Genomic DNA, 17181 nt, shown 5'->3' with positions numbered 1-17181 from the left:
GGTGTGCATGAGCATTACCGGCGGGGGTCCGATTGTGCTATCTGTGGGCCTGAGAAGTGCCCCAAATTCACCGCGGCAAAACGATCAACTCAGAACTGATTTGCTCATCGGGTAGGCCAGATATTTGCCGCGGCGGCCCTGGCATCCAGGGAATATCGCCTCATTTCGCCGGCTTGACAGGCGCGCTTTGCAGCCCGCGGCGCGCGCGGTTGAACGACCAGAAGAACCAGGGGAGACAGCTCACGGCCGCAATGAAACGGATCAGGTTCCACAGCTGAGTTTGCGGGAGCAGGATCGAGCCTGCCGCTATCAGGGTGCACAGACCGATGCCCACGATCAGACGCGTGGGAGAACGCTTACACTGCAGCTCTCGCGGAAGCGCGCGTAATTGCAGGAACGCGAGCAAGCCGAAAGCGGCAACGGTGGCGAAGGCAGCACCCACAACGCCGATGAGCGGGACGAGCACGATATTGAGGGCGATGTTGAAGACGACCGCGATGGCGGTGAGGATGCCGATCGTGTTTCCACGCCTCTGAACGATCAGAATCTGCGCGGTAGCCAGCTCTGCCGCGACGGGAAATGCGGAGAGTGCGACCAGGAAGACCACAAGGGTCAACGGGCCGGGCTTGAAAGACGCTGGAGCCACCACCCGAAGGATGGTCGGCGAAGCGAGGGTGACGCCGATGATCGTGGGCAGCAGAAGTCGGTAGAGCTGATCTCGAGACCGTGAAGCCAGCTCGGAGCGTTCCCTATCCGTACGAAGTGCCGCGAAGTGCGGTGACCACGCCCCGTGTGTGAACGTGAGAAGAGTGATGACAACGGAACCCACGATGTACGCGATTTGGTAGCGCGCCACCTCGTCGGGTCCCTGGATTATTTGGATGATGACCCGGTCGCCCGCGCTGAGCAGGATCCACGACAGGCTGGCGAAGGCCAGGGGGATGCCCAGTGTGATCGCCCGCTTCGTGACCGGCCAATTGATCAGACCTCGAAGCGATGGACGGGTCGCGACAATACCGATCGCCATCGCCGCGAATTGTGCTACGACCCCGCCCCAGGCGTAAACGGTTGGATCCTGACGCACGGTAAACAGCAGAATGAGGCCGAGCAGCTGGCCTCCGACGGCAGCGATGAGGCCTACCGCTGCGAAGGGTCGGAACCGGTCTTCGGTGAGCAGGAGTGCTTCGATCACCAAGACAGCTGCCGTCGGTGCCGTCCATAGCATCACCGCGAGCAACAGGGTATGCAGAGAGGCAAAGCCCAACGCATCTTCCCACAGTGGGATGGTTGCGACGGAGACGAGCGTGACAAGCAGCGAGATCGCTATCCCGACGGCAACGAGACCGCGGGCCGTTCCCCCGTCGCTGTCCTCCGACCGTTGCAGCACGACCGCCTTGTCGATGCCGAGCACCGCGAGCACGCTCACGACCTGGTGTACCGCGATCGCCGTGGCGAGCGACCCGAACTCCGCGCGTGAAATGACGTGCGTCAGGACCGGCGACACGATGATCGACGCAACGATCTGCAGCGACCACACAACGGCGTAGAGCATGCCCCGGCCGAATAGCGCCGAATCTCTCGCTTCAGGATCCGTGTCAGGAAGGCCTGGCATGGTCATGCTTTCACCGGCGTCTCGTCTCGTCTCGACTATCATAGGTATCTATTGACGGTGTGCATTTCGATAGACAGCACGCCGCGCGCGACCGCCTTGTGTGAGTAACGCGGGCGTCGTCGATACGACGCCATCTGCCCGTTCCGTGGGCCAGGATTCGCCGTCTCCAGGGCACGGTAGCATCGGACCGTGAGACTCCTTATGGTCACCGATGGCGTACCGAGCAGGGATCCAGAGTTGGGCGATGGCAGCTCAATGATCTCATTCGAGATTATCAGGGCACTGCCGCATCACATGTCCATCGTCCTCGTGGTGGTGGGAGCGACCCATGGCATTCCGCCAGAGATAGTCGAACGATGCGAGCGCGTCATCACATTCGCCACCAGAAATCACGCGGTCGCTCTGGCTCGATCCCTCTTCTCGCGGTTGCAAGTCAGTGCCGAGGAGCGTTCGGCAGCGGAGGTGCGGCGGTGCGTTCGGGAGTTGTCCGCGGAGAACGACGTAACCTTCCTTCACGGTCAGCACGTTCCCTTCCTGGCCAGGGATGTGCAGGGACCCTTGGTGTTGCAGGTGGTTGACCCGTGGTCGATGCGCATGGAGATGGAAGCGCAGCTGAGCCCGGGTCTGTTGGGCTACTACCGACGATTCAAAGCCCGTCGCGTGCTTGCTCTGGAACGCTCGATTCCTGTGAGAGCGCGCCTGCTCACCGTCGGGCGCGAAGATGCTGCTCGGTGGTCGGCGCGGCTCGGCCGACCGGTGAGGGCAATCTCGAACGGTGTGGAGCGCGCAGAGCGCGCGCCGCGTCAGGATGGCCCGCCCGCTGTGTGCTTCACCGGTAGCCTCAACTACGCGCCCAATATTGAGAGCGCCCGCATTCTCGTGAAAGAGATTGCTCCTCTCATATGGAGGGACCTTCCCGCGACGCGATTTGTGATCGCGGGAAGACAGCCTGACCGCTCAGTCACTGAGCTGCAGGGAAGCCAGGTCGAAGTCCTGGCCAATGTTCCCAACATGGCAGACATCTTTGACGCCGCCGACGTTGCCGTGTTCCCGGACCGCGAGGGACTCGGCGTTCGCAACTCGGTTCGGGAAGCGCTCGCCTCCGGCATTCCGGTTGTGGCCACCGCCACGGCAGCCCGAGAGGTGGAAGGTCAGGCGTCGCTCACTGTGACGGGAGGGGCAGAGCAGATCGCAAAGGAAGTGGTCCGACTACTGCGCGCCGCCACGTCCGCGGAAGGCCGCCCAGAGAGCGGGTCCGCGGAGGAGCGGTCATGGAAGACCGCTGCGGACGAGTACATCGACGAAATCGAACGGGCAAACGTCGCGCCGGTGTGAGTCGAGCTTGTTCGGAAAGAAAATGGCGACCCTCGACCGATACCCATTCGGAGGAGGGCCGCCGTCTCACCCAGCCACGACCCGAACCTGCTGTAGGCCGCGTGAGAACTTGTGCCTGTGCTACTCGCCGGGAGATGAACACAGGCGAACCTGGGGAGAAAATGTGATGGCACCAACAAGAGGCGGAATCAAACGTCAACTAGGAGAGCGGCTTTACCTTTCTTGAGGAACGCTGAAACAACACTGGCTGCCCCCTAAAGTGGGTACACAGGTAAAACATAGGGTATCGACGTGCACCGTGCCAAGCGCCGCACGGAATGACGGCAGGACCCTTAGCGCCAGACCCTGACCCAGTCGATCGCCATTGTTGAGCCGGGCGCGGGAGAGTGCCCGTCGAAGACCGCGAGGTTGAAGAGCAGGTACATCGGAATGTTGGTCTTCGCGGGGTACGAGGCGTACGGCTTGCCGTCGAGGTAGGGAGTGGCCTCAACGCCATCCCAGTACAGCCCATACACGTGGTACTGATCCAGGTAAGAAAAGTTCGGCTCACCATACGGTGAGGGAATTACCTCGCCGCCGTCCGGAAAGTGGAAATTGAACTCTGGCCGAGTTTTGGGTTGGAAGAACTCGAATATGTCCAGTTCTGGCGGCCATCGCTTTGAGGGCTGAGCCCAAAAGGCGCCCCAACACCCATCACAGGTGGCGACCTTGGCACGCGTTTCGACGTAGGTGCCAGGGGTCAGGTAAAAGTGGTTCTCGGACTGGATGAGGCCGGATGCGTAGTAGTACTTTTTCCCGTTGACCGTCGCCTTCGATGGTTCAGCGGTCAGAATGACGCTTCCGTCCGATTGCGAGACCTGGGAGCTGGCGTAGTACGCGCCCTCGAAGTTGGGATTGAAAGGCGCATCTCGCTTTGTCGTCTTGGAGTAGCGACCGGTGTTCCACTTCGTCACATCGAGGGTGGGCCCGTTGAATTCGTCGGAGAACGCGAGCTTTTTCATGGAGGTCGCCGGTGTTCCTGCATCGACGCTGGGAACCAGTCCCAGTGCTTTCGCCGTGCTCGTGGGCGTAGGAAGGGGCGTGGCGATAATCACCTTCTCCGGGGTCGGCGGGGGAGAACTGATGAACACCGCGCTCACGACGGCGGCGACGGCGAATACCGCGATCAGTACCCTGACCAGTCGCTGACGCCAGGTATCGCCTCGTGTTCTCTTGGGCTCAGCCGACATCGCGTGCTCGAGAGAAGACGGCCAGCGAGTCACACAGCGGCGAGCGACCGGACACGAAGCGATCCGCGAATTCCGATGCCTTCTCGGTGCCCCGGGCGGCCCAAGAATTGTGTCTCAATTAGCGGCCCTATCCCCTAGTCGTGATGGTGCAGTCATTGGTGTGAAGGCCCATCGTCGCGGATGGACAGAGATCAGGGTGCGTAAGCGTACTGCACTGCCCAATCTACCTGCAGGTGACCAGCAACGCTCGGTGCGGGCGCAGGTGCGCCGATCTGGGTCTCTGCCTGCAGCGTCCATCGGAAATTCGTGTTGGGAACTCCGGCCCGGTTACTTGTCTGCGAGACCAGGACGCCGTCCCAGTACCACTTGACGCTACCCGGAGTCCACTCTGTCGTCGCGATGTGCCAGTTCGAGGAGTCAGTCGCGGACCAACTTCTGGGGCTCACGGCGTCGAACGCCATGCCGCTCGTGCTCGTGTACGAGCCCTTGATCGCTGATGCGGGGCTCATCTTGCCATTCAGGTCACCCTCTGGCCAGTCGATCTCACCCTCGTTCCAGTTGTCGCTGCTAGGCCACAGGAGGAACGCGATCTTGTAGCCGGGCAGGGAGTCGGAGCGGAACCTGATGGAGTAGCGACCATACGTCTGGCCCGAGTAACCGAAGGGCACGGCCGCCGCCACCTGGGGCCGGCCGGATGCGGTGTGCAGGTAGAAGTCCAGGATGCCATTCGACACGGAGAGAACCGAATCCGGGTTGTAGGTTCCATTCTTGGATGTATCCAGGAGACCGGAGTAGCCGCGCACGGCCGTTCCGTAGACGTTGCCGATCTGGCCGGTCGCCGCCGTGGCGGTGAAGTCCTGAGCCCCGACCTGTCTCCACCCGGGGAGATTACCGACCGGCATGGAGCTGCTCGCCGGGATGGAGCTGCTCGGCGGCATGGAGCTGCTCGGCGGCGGCGGCGTGCACGAGACGAGACTCTCGACCGCGGGGCTGAGCGCAGACGTTCCGCCGAGAACGACGACCTTCTGTACCGCCAGAGACTTCAGCTCGTCAAGAATGTTCTGAGGCACGCATTGCGGGGGCACGATGAACAGCGGAGCATTCGAGATCCCCGCGAGCGTCGAACCGGCAAGCGCGTCTGGGAAGTTATATCCGCTGGCAAGATACGCGGTGGTACTGGTGCTGTAAGCATCGCTGTTGATCGCGGCACCCGTGCTGAATCGGTCCGCCCCCGATAGGCGGGTTGTGCTCGCCTGGCGGGTCAGCGAGCTTTGGACGCCGTTCGAGACGGACGCAGGTCCCCCGGCGATCTTCACGCTGGAGACTCCGAGGCTGGAGATCAGCGTGGATGTTTGAGCGCTGATCTGGGGCGCGGGACCGTTGACGAGGATGACGGGAGCGCCCGCCGAGCCCGCGGCGGACCCGGCGGAGAGCGCATCCGGGAAGTTCGTGCCCGTAGCGACGTAGGCGGTACTCGCACCGCTGCGGCCGAACGCGTAGTCCGCGACCATATGCGAGGTGTTGTAGCGGTCGCTTCCGGCGATCCTGACGACGGAACGCGCCAAGGTTTTGAGCGATCGTTCCACCGCCGGAGAGAGCGAGGCGCCGCCGCCGACCATCACGATCGTGTTCGGGGTCAGCGCGGCTATCGCCTTTGCGACGGAGGGCAACAGTTGGTCGGGCGTCGTCAGGAGCAGGGGTGCGTGGGCTGCGATCGCGGCCGGTGCGGCGCTGAGCGCGTCCGGGTAGTTCGTTCCTGTCGTCACGAAAACAGTGTCTGCGTGCGAGGGGAACCCGGCCAACGCGATGGCGTTGGAGACGTCGTAGCGCGACGCGCCGGCAATTCGCGAGACGGTGATCCCGGACGGCGTGACGATGGCCGTCTTTGCGGAGGGCTGCATCTCAGCCCGCGACGGTGATTGGGTCCAGAGCACCCCGAAGGTCACCAAGAGCAGCGCAACGATGGATATCGAAAGCGCAGGCCTCATAAATTGCGCGTACTTGCGTGAATCCCCCACGTGATCTCCCCCAAGATCAAAAAGCAGAAGCGAACGTCACCGTCGCAAGCTGCTCAAACAAAAAAGCAGAAGTATAACGAACAGACTTCTCTGAACGCGTGTACTTCCTTCCCCGTGTCGCTCAACTTAGCATCGATTGTGCCCGTTTTCCAGCGCGGGTCTGGCACCACGAGCACCAGGCGCCGCAGCGGTGCAAGGCTCAGGCGGTGGCGGCGTTGTCGCCCGACCGCGCATCCGCCCTCGGCGCGTCAACGTCGATCTCCGCGGGGATGCCGAAGACCGCCTCGAGGCCGTCGACGAATTCCTGTCCCCGGCCCGCGCGCGCGAGCTGCCGCGCCCGTTCCGCGGGCGAGTGCAGCAGCACGCCGGCGAGGTGGCGCAGCGCAGACTCGGTGCTGCCATCCGCGTCTCCGCGCCTCCGCGCCCGGGCGATCTCCGTCTCGAGCACGCCGAACACGTGCGCCCGCAGTGCAACGATCGCCGGCGACATCCGCTGTTCCGCCTCGAGCGCCGCGAACTCCGCCGCCGCCTGACCGACCAGTGCCCTCGCATCCTCCGATGCCGTCAGTTCCTCGAGTGGAGCGTGCAACTGCACCGTCTCGAGGTCGAGAAGCTCGATGCCGTCGAACTCGACGACGTTCGGATCGACGTTGCGCGGCAGGCCCAGGTCGATGACGAGGCGATACCCGGGCGCTGCGCCGCTGACGGTGGCCAGGTCGATGACGGGGGTGTCGGCCGAGGTGCACGTGATCACGAGGTCTGCCTCGGCGAACGCCTCCGCGAGCGAGCCTGCGAGATCGAGGCCGTGGCGCAGCGCGAACGCCGCGCCCCGCCCCGAGGGCGAATGCACCGTGATGTGCTCGGCGCCGCGGTCACGAAGTGCGGCGATCGTTGTTCCCGCGTACTGACCCGTGCCGACGACGAGCACGCGTTGCGTGCTCCAGTCGGTGACCCTGGAGGCGGCGAGGTCGAGGGCGAGCCGCACGAGCGAGCGGCCCGCGCCGCCGAGTGGCGTGTTCGCCCGGACGCCGCGCGAGGTATGAGACGCGTTCTGGAAGAGCAGTTCGAGCCTGGACGATGTGGTGCCGTCGTGCCGGGCGCGTTCGAGCGAGCGCCGCACCTGACCCGAGATCTCGTCCTCGCCCACGATGACGGATTCGAGTCCGGCCGACACCGCGAAGAGGTGCTCGACCACGGGTTCGCCGGTCAGCACCGTGAGCGAGCCGCGCAGAGCATCCGTATCGACGCCGGTCGCCGAACTCAGCAGCGAGATCGCGTCAGGGGCCACGAGTGCTTCCCCGTCGATGTCGAGGTACGCCTCGAAGCGGTTGCAGGTCGCGAGCACGACGGCCCCGGCGACGTCATCGCGAGCGGTGAGAGCGGATGCGGTGGCGGCCGAACCGATCGAGAGCTGTTCCAGCAGTTCGAAGCTTGCATTTTCGTGGTTGGCGGTGAGGCAGAGAAGCACGACTTAACCTTAGACACGTGAAGCTGCAAGAAAACCACCCGCTCAGCGACGGCCGCACCACCGACTCACGGCTCATCCGGGCCTATCGGGGTGAGCGCCCCGAGGTGACCCCCGTGTGGTTCATGCGTCAGGCGGGACGGTCGCTGCCCGAATATCGCGAGCTGCGCGTCGGGACCGCGATGCTCGATGCCTGCCTCAATCCGGAGTTGTCGAGCGAGATCACGCTGCAGCCCGTGCGTCGTCACGGTGTCGACGCCGCCATCTTCTTCAGCGACATCGTGGTGCCGCTGAAGCTCGCCGGGGTCGACGTGACCATCGTGCCAGGCCGCGGTCCCGTGCTCGGCGCCCCGATCCGCACCGCCGCGGATGTCGCCGCCCTGCGCCCGCTCGAGCCGGATGCCCTTGCGTCCATCACCGAGGGAGTGGCACGCACGGTCGCCGAGCTGGGCGTAACCCCCTTGATAGGTTTCGCGGGCGCACCATTCACCCTCGCCGCCTATCTCGTCGAGGGCGGACCGTCGAAGGATCACCTCAAGGCGCGCACGCTCATGCACGCCGATCCCGCCACCTGGAACGCGCTTCTCGCCTGGGCCGGCCAGGTCAGCGGTGCCTTCCTGCGTGCGCAGGTGCTCGCGGGCGCCAGTGCCGTGCAGCTGTTCGACTCCTGGGTCGGCTCTCTCTCGGTGGCCGATTACGAACGCGCGGTCGCGCCGCACTCTGCCGCGGCCATCGCCGCCGTCGACGACCTGGGTGTGCCGATCGTGCACTTCGGTGTCGGCACGGGCGAGCTTCTGCGATCCATGCACGCGGTCGGCGCGGATGTGATCGGCGTGGACGATCGCATCACGCTCGCCGAGGCGAACCGACGACTCGGCGGCACCGTGCCCCTGCAGGGCAACATCAACCCCGCGCTTCTCGCGGCCCCGTGGCCCGTGCTCGAAGCTCACGTTCGCGAGGTACTCGCGAGCGGCGCAACGGCTCCCTCCCACGTGCTGAACCTTGGACACGGCGTTCCGCCCGACACCGATCCGGCCGTCCTCACTCGCATTGTCGAGCTGGTGCACGGTGGACGAGAGTAGCCCGGCGCGCATCATCATCGTCGGTGGTGGCATCGGCGGCCTGACCGCAGCGCGCGATCTCGCAGTCGGCGGGGCGCGCGTCACGGTGCTGGAGGCATCCGCTGTGCTCGGCGGCAAGGTGGCCAGGCACAGCGTCGCAGGGATCGAACTGGACGCGGGCGCGGAGAGCTTCGCGACCAGGCGGGATATGGTGCGCTCCTTCGCCGACGGCCTCGGCCTCGGAGACGAGATCGCGCAGCCGAACCCCGCCGGAGCGTGGCTGCAGCGCGCGGAGGGCGGCGCCGTTCCGCTGCCCAAGGCGGGACTCCTCGGCATCCCGAGCACTCCGCTGGCGGCGGATGTCATCGCCGTCGTCGGGTTGCGCGCGGCCCTTCGCGCGCAACTCGACTCCCTGCTCGCGTATCGCGGCGCGAAGGAGCGCACCCTCGGCGGTCTCGTGCGTGCCCGGATGGGCACGGCCGTTCTCGACAAACTCGTCGCCCCGATCACGCTTGGCGTTCACTCGCGCCACCCCGACGACCTCGATGTCGACGTCGTGGCGCCCGGACTCCGGGCGGCGCTGCTCAGCACGGTCTCGCTCGCGCAGGCCGTTCAGAAGCTCCGCGCCGCGGCTCCCGCGGGCTCAGCGGTGGCCGGGATCGAGGGCGGCATCTTCCGGCTCGTCGAGGCTCTGGCGGCCCGGCTCGAACGCCTCGGCGTGGAGGTGCGCACCAACACGAGGGTCACCGCGATCGAGGCGGACCGCGTGACGCTCGCGAGCGGCGAAGTGATCGAGGCCGATCGCGTGGTGCTCGCCTGCAACCCCGAGGAGTCCGAGGCGGGCATCGTGCTCGCCACCCTCGTCGTGCGGTCACCGCGACTGGATGCCGCACCGCGGGGCACTGGACTTCTCGTTGCTCCCGCCGCCCGTGGCATCCGGGCGAAGGCTCTCACTCATGCCACGGCGAAGTGGCCGTGGCTGGCCGCGCGGGTCGAGTCAGGAACCCACGTGCTGCGCCTCTCCTATGACGCGGCTGCCGCTCCCTCAGATTTGTCTGAACAGGCCACTGCGGATGCCGCGAACCTGCTCGGCGTAACGATCGAGCCGGAGCAGGTGCTCGGCTTCGATCGCGTTCAGTGGGCCAAGCCGGCGAAGCGGTACGCGGCACCGAGCGGCGTCACGGTCATCGGTGAGACCGTGGCCGGGGCTGGGCTCGCAGCCGTCATCGGCCAGGCGCGTCGTGAGTCTGGGAGTTTACTCACAGACCTCGCCCAGTAGGCGGAGCTACGCTTGACTGACGAACCGACCATTCCGCCGCGACCGGGCGGAACCTGAACGGAGGAATCATGCGCGGAAAACTCTTGCTGGCGATCGGTCTTGCCGCGGGCTACGTGCTCGGTGCTCGCGCCGGCCGTGAGCGCTACGAAGACATCAAGCGCACCGCGGGCAAATTGTGGAACGACCCCAGGGTGCAGCATCAGGTCAAGCAGGCCGAGGACTTTGCCAAGGACAAGGCGCCCGAGGTCGTCGAGTTCCTGAGTGATGGCGCCAAGAAGGTTGCATCCCAGGTCAGCGGCTCGGCGCGCGCTAAGTCGACGCCCGCAACGTCTACGTCTGCAAAGTCGCCTGCCTCGAAGTCGTCCAGCTCCAAATAGGAGAACCCATGAGCGAGACACCCGCGCAGACGCGCTCCGCCAAGCGATCGCTGTTCGCTCTTCTCGCCGACCTGCCCCGGCTCTTCGGCGACCTCATTCGTGAGGAGATCGACCAACTCAAGAATGAGCTGGTCGGGAAAATCAAGCACGCGGGCATCGGTATCGGGCTGTTCGCCGCCGCGGCGTTCTTTGCGTTTTTTGCCTTTGCGGTTCTGATCGCTGCCGCCGTACTCGGTATCGCCGAAGCCCTGCCAGGGTGGCTCGCCGCCCTCATCGTCGCCGTGGCCCTGCTGGTCATCACCGGCGTACTCGCGGGGATCGGTGCGGCGCAACTGAAGCGGGGCGTGCCCCCCACGCCCACGCGCACCATTAGCAGTGTCAAGAAAGACGTGGATGCCGTCAAAGGCACCGGGAAGCGAGAGAAGCTATGAGCACCCCAGCCGCTGAAGATTCCATCTCCGAGACGCGCGCCGAGCTCGAAGAGACGCTCGACGCCATCGAAGACAAGCTGAACGTTCCGAAGCAGGCCAGCAGGCTCGCGAAGAAGGCTCAAGCCTCCTATGAAGACAACCCCGTGCCGTGGATCATCGGAGCCACGGCCGCCATCGTCGTCGTCGGCGGTCTCGTGGCCTGGGCGATCTTCGGCGACGACTGAACGGTCCGTCCTCGAGCCTGCCGGAGGGCCGAGCATAGCGACGGTCGTGGCCGCCGACAGGCTCAGGACCCCAGTAAAACGAGCACGACAACAAACCAGAAGCAGCGCCGCTTTTTGATCTCGCGTCCGCGCGAGGGAGGATAGACGGCATGAGCACCACAGCAGAGGCTCTGGCTTCTTCAGGCACGTCCGTTTCCGGCTACACCCTGTGGGCGGTGTTGCGCCGCGATCCGGGCGTTGCGCCGTCGACCACGCAGGGCCCGGCAATCGTCGCGGCACTCGATGAATCCGTCGCGGCGGTCGAGGCGCGCGGCGTGACCGTGCGCGGCTTCTACGACGTCTCGTCGATCAAGGCGGATTCGGACATCATGATCTGGCTGCATGGGGGTGCCCCGGAGACGCTGCAGTGGGCGCTGCGGGAACTGCGCCGCTCGCCCCTGCTGCGACCATTGCTCCCGACCTGGAACGTGATGGGCGTGCATCGTGACGCGGAGTTCACCGCGAGCCACCTGCCGGCATACATGCGCGACAAGGAGCCCGCCGCGTGGCTCACGGTCTACCCCTTCGTGCGTTCCTACGATTGGTACCTGCTCCCTGACGAGGATCGCAAGGGCATGCTGGCGCGCCACGGCCGGATGGGTGCGGACTTCCCGCAGGTGCTCGCGAACACGGTGGCCTCGTTCGCGCTGGGCGACTACGAGTGGATCCTCGCCCTCGAGGCGCCCGAGCTCGTCGACCTCGTCGACCTGATGCGCCACCTACGCGGCGCGGACGCCCGGCTGCACGTGCGCGAAGAGGTGCCGTTCTACACGGGCCGCCGCATCGGCACCGCCGAGATCGTCGAGGTACTGGCGTGACCGATTCGCCGCTCGCCGCTGGTGGAGTAGCGAACGCCGGCGACCGTCTCGACATCGTCGTCCCGGGGGCGACCGCTGCCGCGGCATCCGGTCCGGAGCACGTGACGGAGCCGACCGCGTACGACGCGATCCTGCTCGCCTCCTTCGGCGGTCCAGAGGGTCAGGACGATGTCATCCCCTTTCTGCGCAACGTCACGCGCGGGCGCGGCATCCCCGAGGAGCGACTCGAAGAGGTGGCCCACCACTACCGGGCGTTCGGTGGAATCAGCCCCATCAACGACCAGAATCGCGAGCTCAAGGCAGCGCTCGAGGCGGAACTCGCGCACCGCGGCATCGAGCTGCCGGTGCTGTGGGGAAACCGCAACTGGCATCCGTATCTCAGTGACGCGCTCACCGAGGCGAACGAGCGCGGGTTCACGCGGCTGATCGCGATCGGCACGAGTGCCTACAGCTCGTACTCCAGTTGCCGCCAGTACCGCGAAGACTACGCGCAGGCGCTCGCAGACACCGGCCTCGCGGGCGTCATTCAGATCGACAAGGTGCGCCAGTTCTTCGACCACCCCGGTTTCGTCACCCCGTTCATCGAGGGCGTGCAGCGGGCGCTGACAGAGGTGGCGGACCAGGGCATCGCGCCGCACGAGACGCACGTGCTGTTCTCCACCCACAGCATCCCCACTCCGGATGCCGAACGCAGTGGTCCGCGCGACCGCGACTTCGGCGAGGGCGGCGCGTACGCCGCGCAGCATCTCGCGGTTGCGGAGGTCGTGATGGCTGCCGGCGCCGCTGGTTTCGGTGAGATCGGATGGGACCTCGTCTACCAGAGCCGGTCCGGCCCGCCGACGAGCCCGTGGCTCGCTCCCGATGTCAACGACGCGATGCGCGACCTCGCGGCGAAGGGGATCAAGGTCGTCGTCATCGTGCCACTCGGCTTCGTCTCCGACCACATGGAAGTCAAGTGGGACCTCGACACCGAGGCCATGGAGACCGCGGCCGAGCTCGGCATCCTGGCCCTGCGGGTTCCCACTCCCGGCACCCACGCCGCCTACGTTTCGGGGCTCGTCGATCTCGTGCTCGAACGCCGTGACGGCGTACCCGTGGCCGACCGCCCGGCGATGACCGAGTTCGGCCCCTGGTACGACGTGTGCCGCCCCGGCTGCTGCGAGAACGTGCGCCTCGGATTCAAGCCCGCGCTCGCCGGAGTGGCACCGTGAGCGCCGCGATCCGCATCGGCACCCGCGGCAGCGCTCTCGCGATGGCGCAGACGGGTCTCATTGCGGACAGGGTGGCCAAGGCATCCGGACTCGAGGTCGAGCTCGTTCCGATCGCCACGCACGGCGACCACTCAACCGAGTCGCTCGCGTCCCTCGGCGGCACGGGTGTGTTCGCGAGCGCGCTGCGCGAGGCCCTCCTCGCCGGCGACTGTGACCTCCTCGTGCACTCGTTCAAAGACCTGCCGACCGCTGACTACCCCGGCCTCACCGTCGCCGCCGTGCCCAAGCGAGCGGATGCGCGCGACGCCTTCTGCGGTCGCGATCTCATGTCCCTCGAAGCGCTGCCCGCGGGCTCGCGCATCGGCACGGGCGCCCCGCGCCGTTCGGCCCAGTTGCGGCTCGCCCGGCCCGACGTCGAGGTCGTCGACATCCGAGGCAACGTCGACACCCGGCTCGGCCGCGTCGCCGAGGGCGACCTCGACGCCGTGGTGCTTGCCGCCGCCGGTCTCGGCAGGCTCGGCCGGATCGACGCCGCTTCAGAACTATTCGAACTGTCGCGCTGGCCCACCGCGCCCGCACAGGGCGCTCTCGCAATCGAGACGCTCGCCGAGCACTCCGCCGAGCTCGGTTCCGTGCTGCGCGCCATCGATCACGGTCCGAGCCGTATGGCCGCGCTCGCGGAGCGCGCCGTGCTCGCGAGCCTGCAGGCCGGATGCTCCGCTCCGGTAGGCGCATCCGCTGTTCTCGACGGCGAGATGCTGTTCCTCTCCGCCACCGTCTACGCCGACGACGGGCAACGCTCGCTGACCAGCTCGCACGCGCTCGTGGTCGAGGGAACCGCGGCAGAACGAGCCGCGCTGCCCGCAGAGCTGGGTGCTCGCGTGGCCGATGAACTGCTGAAGAACGGCGCAGCCGAACTCACGACTTTCGGCGGCACAGCATGACGCCCCGCTCCGCCAAGCCGCTCGCCGGCTGGCGGGTGCTCGTTCCGCGCGGCGGCAAGTGGGGCGACGGGGTTGCCGCGACGCTGCGCTCGCACGGCGCGGTTCCGGTGATTGCACCGATGATCAACTTCGCGAGCACGCCCGACCACGCGACGCTCGAGCACGCGCTCAAGCGACTCGAGCGCGGCAGCTTCGACTGGCTCGTCATCACGAGCGCCACGACCGTCGACGTTCTCATGAGCCAACAGGTCACGATCCCCGAGAATACGCGGATCGCGGCCGTCGGTGAGACCACGAGCGCGGCTCTCATCCTCGCTGGCTATCGGGTGGATTTCGTACCGGACGATAATTCGGCGCGTGGGCTCGTCAAGGAGTGGCCGCAGTCCGAGATCGTCGGCACCGTGCTCATCCCGCAGTCCGACATCGCGGAGCCCGTGCTCGTGGCTGGCCTCGCAAAGCTCGGCTTGGAGGTCGAATTCGTGGCCGCCTACCGCACGGTCGGCGTATCCGTTTCGGAGCAGGTTGCCGCGGATGTCGCCTCCGGGCGGATCGGCGCGGTGCTCGTCACCTCCGGCAGCGTCGCCCGCCAGGTGGAGGCGCAGCTCGCGCCGCTGCCCGAGGGCACGGTCGTCGCCTGCATTGGTCCGCGCACCGCCTTCGACGCCCGAGCGGCGGGGCTCAGGGTCGACGTTATCGCCGAAGATCGCTCCGTTGCCTCGCTCGTCGAAGGCCTCGTCGACCATGTCACGAGTGCGCACGCAAGCGGAAGCGACGCCTGATGGCCGATCCTCGCGACTGGACCAACGGCATCCGCCCGCGTCGGCTGCGCAGCACCGCGGCGATGCGGCGGCTGGTGTCGGAGACCCGCGTTCATCCGGCCGAATTGATCCTGCCGCTGTTCGTGCGGGAGGGCGCGAGCGAGCCTGCCGCGATCGGCTCGATGCCCGGCGTGCAGCAGCACTCCCTCGACAGCCTGCGTCGCGCGGTGTCGGAGGCTGCGGCTGCGGGCGTCGGCGGCGTGATGCTGTTCGGCATTCCCGAGACCAAGGACGCGATCGGCTCGGGCGCCACCGACGAAAACGGCATCCTGAACGTCGCGACGCGCGCCGTAGTCGCCGAGGCCGGGGACGCGCTCGTCGTGCAGACCGACCTCTGCCTTGACGAGTTCACCGACCATGGGCACTGCGGAGTGCTCGCGGTCCCTTCGACAGGCTCAGGGAACGTGGTCGTCGACAACGACGCCACGCTGCTGCGCTACCGCGACATGGCCATTGCCCAGGCGAGCGCTGGATCCCAGGTTCTCGGACTCAGCGGCATGATGGACGGCCAGGTGCGCGCCGTGCGCGAGGCCCTCGATGACGGCGGATTCGCCGACACCGCCATACTCGGTTACGCGGCGAAGTACGCCTCCGCCTTCTACGGGCCGTTCCGCGAGGCCGTCGATTCCTCGCTCGTCGGAGATCGCCGCACGTACCAGCTCGACCCGGGCAATCGGCGCGAGGGACTGCGCGAGGTGTTGCTCGACGTCGAGGAGGGCGCCGACATCGTGATGGTGAAGCCCGCGATGAGCTATCTCGACGTGCTCGCTGACGCCGCCGCAACGAGCGCGGTGCCGGTGTGGGCGTACCAGGTGTCCGGGGAGTACGCAATGATCGAGGCCGCCGCGGCGAACGGATGGATCGACCGCCGCAGGGCGATCGAGGAATCCGTGGTCGGCATCCGTCGTGCCGGTGCCGACGCCGTGCTCACCTACTGGGCCACCGAGCTGGCCGGGTGGCTGCGCTGATGGGCGCGAACGAGACCTTCTTCACGAGGGCCAAGCTCTCCATCCCCGGCGGGGTGAACTCGCCCGTGCGCGCCTACGGCTCGGTCGGTGGCACGCCGCGGTTCCTCGTGTCGGCGAGCGGCGCCTACGTGACGGATGCCGAGGGCCGCGACTACGTGGACCTCGTCAGTTCCTGGGGCCCCGCGATTCTCGGTCACGCGCATCCGGACGTCGTGAAGGCCGTGCAGGACGCGGCCGCGCGCGGGCTCTCGTTCGGAGCCTCGACCCCGGGCGAGACCGAGCTCGCCGAGCTCATCCGGGAGCGGATCTCCGTCACGCAGCAAGACGGCTCCGAGCAGCGCGGCGTCGAGAAGCTTCGCCTCGTCTCCACCGGCACCGAGGCCACCATGACCGCGATCCGCCTGGCCCGCGGCGCGACCGGCCGCGACCTCCTGGTGAAGTTCGCCGGCCACTACCACGGCCACTCCGACGCGCTCCTTGCGGAGTCCGGGTCTGGCGTCGCGACGCTCGCGATGCCCGGTTCGGCCGGAGTCACGGCGGCGACCGCGGCGCAGACCCTCGTGCTGCCCTACAACGACCTCGACGCGGTGCGCGAGACGTTCGCGCAGCACGGCGACCGCATCGCTGCGGTGATCGTGGAGGCGGCATCCGCGAACATGGGGGTCGTGCCGCCCGCCCGCGGCTTCAACCGCGCGCTCTCGCGCATCACCCGCGAGAATGGCGCGCTGCTCATCCTCGACGAGGTGCTCACCGGATTCCGTGTGGGCAGTGCGGGTTGGTGGGGCCTCGAAGCCTCTCGGGTCGTGCCCGACGGCGCCGGCTGGCAGCCGGACCTTTACACCTTCGGCAAGGTCATCGGCGGCGGAATGCCGCTCGCAGCGCTCGGTGGTCGCGCGGACATCATGGACCTGCTCGCCCCGCTCGGCCCGGTCTACCAGGCGGGCACGCTCAGTGGCAATCCCGTCGCCGTTGCGGCCGGCATCGCGACGCTTCGCGCGGCGGATGCTGCCGTGTACGAGCGACTGAACGCCACCGCCGACCGGCTGGCCGAGGGGGTCTCCGCCGCGCTCGCCGCTGAGGGCGTGGAGCACAGCGTGCAGCGCGCGGGCAACCTCTTCTCCTTCGCTTTCTCGCCTGTGCCGCTGCGCAACTACGTGGATGCGAAGGCGCAGCAGACCTTCCGCTACCCGCCGTTCTTCCACGCGATGCTCGATGCCGGAGTCAACCTGCCGCCCTCGGTCTTCGAGGCCTGGTTCGTCTCGGCCGCGCATGACGACGCGGCTGTCTCCCGCATCCTGGATGCCGCGCCCGCTGCCGCTCGTGCGGCCGCCGCCGCGCATCCGGCTGCGTGA

General features: G+C 66.9%; 16 protein-coding genes. 12 read left to right on the top strand and 4 right to left on the bottom strand.

Annotated features, from left to right (window positions below; translation table 11 throughout):
* Positions 1-160: 160 nt before the first annotated feature.
* Complete coding sequence (locus ABUA37_RS10085) at positions 161-1552, bottom strand: lipopolysaccharide biosynthesis protein (protein WP_349899066.1); 1392 nt, start codon at positions 1550-1552, stop codon at positions 161-163.
* A 249-nt stretch (positions 1553-1801) separates the two neighbouring features.
* Between ABUA37_RS10085 and ABUA37_RS10080 the strand changes: the two genes are divergently transcribed.
* Positions 1802-2947 carry a glycosyltransferase gene (locus ABUA37_RS10080; protein ID WP_349899065.1) on the top strand — a complete coding sequence of 382 codons (1146 nt, stop codon included), beginning with the start codon at positions 1802-1804 and terminating at the stop codon, positions 2945-2947.
* 332 nt (positions 2948-3279) lie between these two features.
* Here the strand turns inward: ABUA37_RS10080 and ABUA37_RS10075 are convergent, their stop codons facing one another.
* The 3 genes from ABUA37_RS10075 to ABUA37_RS10065 all read right to left on the bottom strand — a co-directional run bounded on the left by ABUA37_RS10075 (position 3280) and on the right by ABUA37_RS10065 (position 7662).
* Positions 3280-4176: a glycoside hydrolase family 16 protein gene (locus tag ABUA37_RS10075; RefSeq protein ID WP_349899064.1), complete on the bottom strand. Its 897-nt coding sequence runs from the start codon at positions 4174-4176 to the stop codon at positions 3280-3282.
* Positions 4177-4367: 191 nt separating this feature from the next.
* Positions 4368-6077, bottom strand: a complete 1710-nt coding sequence (locus ABUA37_RS10070) for a cell wall-binding repeat-containing protein (protein ID WP_349899063.1) — start codon at positions 6075-6077, stop codon at positions 4368-4370.
* A 316-nt stretch (positions 6078-6393) separates the two neighbouring features.
* Positions 6394-7662 carry a glutamyl-tRNA reductase gene (locus tag ABUA37_RS10065; RefSeq protein WP_349899062.1) on the bottom strand — a complete coding sequence of 423 codons (1269 nt, stop codon included), beginning with the start codon at positions 7660-7662 and terminating at the stop codon, positions 6394-6396.
* 17 nt (positions 7663-7679) lie between these two features.
* Between ABUA37_RS10065 and hemE the strand changes: the two genes are divergently transcribed.
* From hemE to hemL, 11 genes are all read left to right on the top strand, one after another.
* Positions 7680-8741 (top strand): uroporphyrinogen decarboxylase, encoded by a 1062-nt coding sequence (hemE, locus tag ABUA37_RS10060; protein ID WP_349899061.1) that lies wholly within the window; start codon positions 7680-7682, stop codon positions 8739-8741.
* The gene (locus ABUA37_RS10055) at positions 8728-9999 is read left to right on the top strand and encodes a protoporphyrinogen/coproporphyrinogen oxidase (protein ID WP_349899060.1); all 1272 of its coding nucleotides are present in this window, start codon (positions 8728-8730) and stop codon (positions 9997-9999) included. Before hemE ends, ABUA37_RS10055 begins: the two co-directional genes overlap by 14 nt.
* A 68-nt stretch (positions 10000-10067) precedes the next feature.
* Positions 10068-10376 carry a YtxH domain-containing protein gene (locus ABUA37_RS10050; RefSeq protein WP_349899059.1) on the top strand — a complete coding sequence of 103 codons (309 nt, stop codon included), beginning with the start codon at positions 10068-10070 and terminating at the stop codon, positions 10374-10376.
* A gap of 8 nt (positions 10377-10384) precedes the next feature.
* A complete protein-coding gene (locus ABUA37_RS10045) occupies positions 10385-10807 on the top strand; it encodes a phage holin family protein (protein WP_349899058.1) in 423 nt (140 codons plus the stop codon).
* Positions 10804-11031, top strand: a complete 228-nt coding sequence (locus ABUA37_RS10040; protein ID WP_349899057.1) for a DUF3618 domain-containing protein — start codon at positions 10804-10806, stop codon at positions 11029-11031. Before ABUA37_RS10045 ends, ABUA37_RS10040 begins: the two co-directional genes overlap by 4 nt.
* Before the next feature lie 149 nt (positions 11032-11180).
* Entirely contained in the window at positions 11181-11888 is a 708-nt protein-coding gene (gene hemQ / locus ABUA37_RS10035) for a hydrogen peroxide-dependent heme synthase (RefSeq protein WP_349899056.1), read from the top strand.
* 53 nt (positions 11889-11941) lie between these two features.
* Complete coding sequence (locus ABUA37_RS10030) at positions 11942-13099, top strand: ferrochelatase (RefSeq protein WP_349899319.1); 1158 nt, start codon at positions 11942-11944, stop codon at positions 13097-13099.
* A 41-nt stretch (positions 13100-13140) separates the two neighbouring features.
* The gene (gene hemC / locus ABUA37_RS10025) at positions 13141-14043 is read left to right on the top strand and encodes a hydroxymethylbilane synthase (protein ID WP_407075375.1); all 903 of its coding nucleotides are present in this window, start codon (positions 13141-13143) and stop codon (positions 14041-14043) included.
* Entirely contained in the window at positions 14040-14822 is a 783-nt protein-coding gene (locus ABUA37_RS10020; RefSeq protein WP_349899054.1) for a uroporphyrinogen-III synthase, read from the top strand. The genes hemC and ABUA37_RS10020 overlap by 4 nt, the downstream gene beginning before the upstream one ends.
* Before the next feature lie 62 nt (positions 14823-14884).
* Positions 14885-15829, top strand: a complete 945-nt coding sequence (hemB, locus tag ABUA37_RS10015) for a porphobilinogen synthase (RefSeq protein WP_349899318.1) — start codon at positions 14885-14887, stop codon at positions 15827-15829.
* Positions 15829-17181, top strand: coding sequence for a glutamate-1-semialdehyde 2,1-aminomutase (gene hemL / locus ABUA37_RS10010; protein ID WP_349899317.1), 1353 nt, complete (start codon positions 15829-15831; stop codon positions 17179-17181). Before hemB ends, hemL begins: the two co-directional genes overlap by 1 nt.

The organism is Parafrigoribacterium soli, from assembly GCF_040227235.1.
GTDB classification, from domain to species: domain Bacteria; phylum Actinomycetota; class Actinomycetes; order Actinomycetales; family Microbacteriaceae; genus Parafrigoribacterium_A; species Parafrigoribacterium_A soli.
The sequence above is the reverse complement of the archived record's forward strand: the minus strand, read 5'-3'. Positions and strand labels throughout refer to the sequence as shown.

Bases quoted from the DNA above. Each gene is read 5' to 3' on its own strand.
- ABUA37_RS10040 (WP_349899057.1), top strand. From the start codon at position 10,804: ATGAGCACCCCAGCCGCTGAAGATTCCATCTCCGAGACGCGCGCCGAG.
- ABUA37_RS10020 (WP_349899054.1), top strand. From the start codon at position 14,040: ATGACGCCCCGCTCCGCCAAGCCGCTCGCCGGCTGGCGGGTGCTCGTT.
- hemL (WP_349899317.1), top strand. From the start codon at position 15,829: ATGGGCGCGAACGAGACCTTCTTCACGAGGGCCAAGCTCTCCATCCCC.
- hemC (WP_407075375.1), top strand. From the start codon at position 13,141: ATGGCGCAGACGGGTCTCATTGCGGACAGGGTGGCCAAGGCATCCGGA.
- ABUA37_RS10085 (WP_349899066.1), bottom strand. From the start codon at position 1,552: ATGCTCTACGCCGTTGTGTGGTCGCTGCAGATCGTTGCGTCGATCATC.
- ABUA37_RS10075 (WP_349899064.1), bottom strand. From the start codon at position 4,176: ATGTCGGCTGAGCCCAAGAGAACACGAGGCGATACCTGGCGTCAGCGA.
- hemQ (WP_349899056.1), top strand. From the start codon at position 11,181: ATGAGCACCACAGCAGAGGCTCTGGCTTCTTCAGGCACGTCCGTTTCC.
- ABUA37_RS10070 (WP_349899063.1), bottom strand. From the start codon at position 6,077: ATGCAGCCCTCCGCAAAGACGGCCATCGTCACGCCGTCCGGGATCACC.
- ABUA37_RS10045 (WP_349899058.1), top strand. From the start codon at position 10,385: ATGAGCGAGACACCCGCGCAGACGCGCTCCGCCAAGCGATCGCTGTTC.
- ABUA37_RS10050 (WP_349899059.1), top strand. From the start codon at position 10,068: ATGCGCGGAAAACTCTTGCTGGCGATCGGTCTTGCCGCGGGCTACGTG.
- hemB (WP_349899318.1), top strand. From the start codon at position 14,885: ATGCGGCGGCTGGTGTCGGAGACCCGCGTTCATCCGGCCGAATTGATC.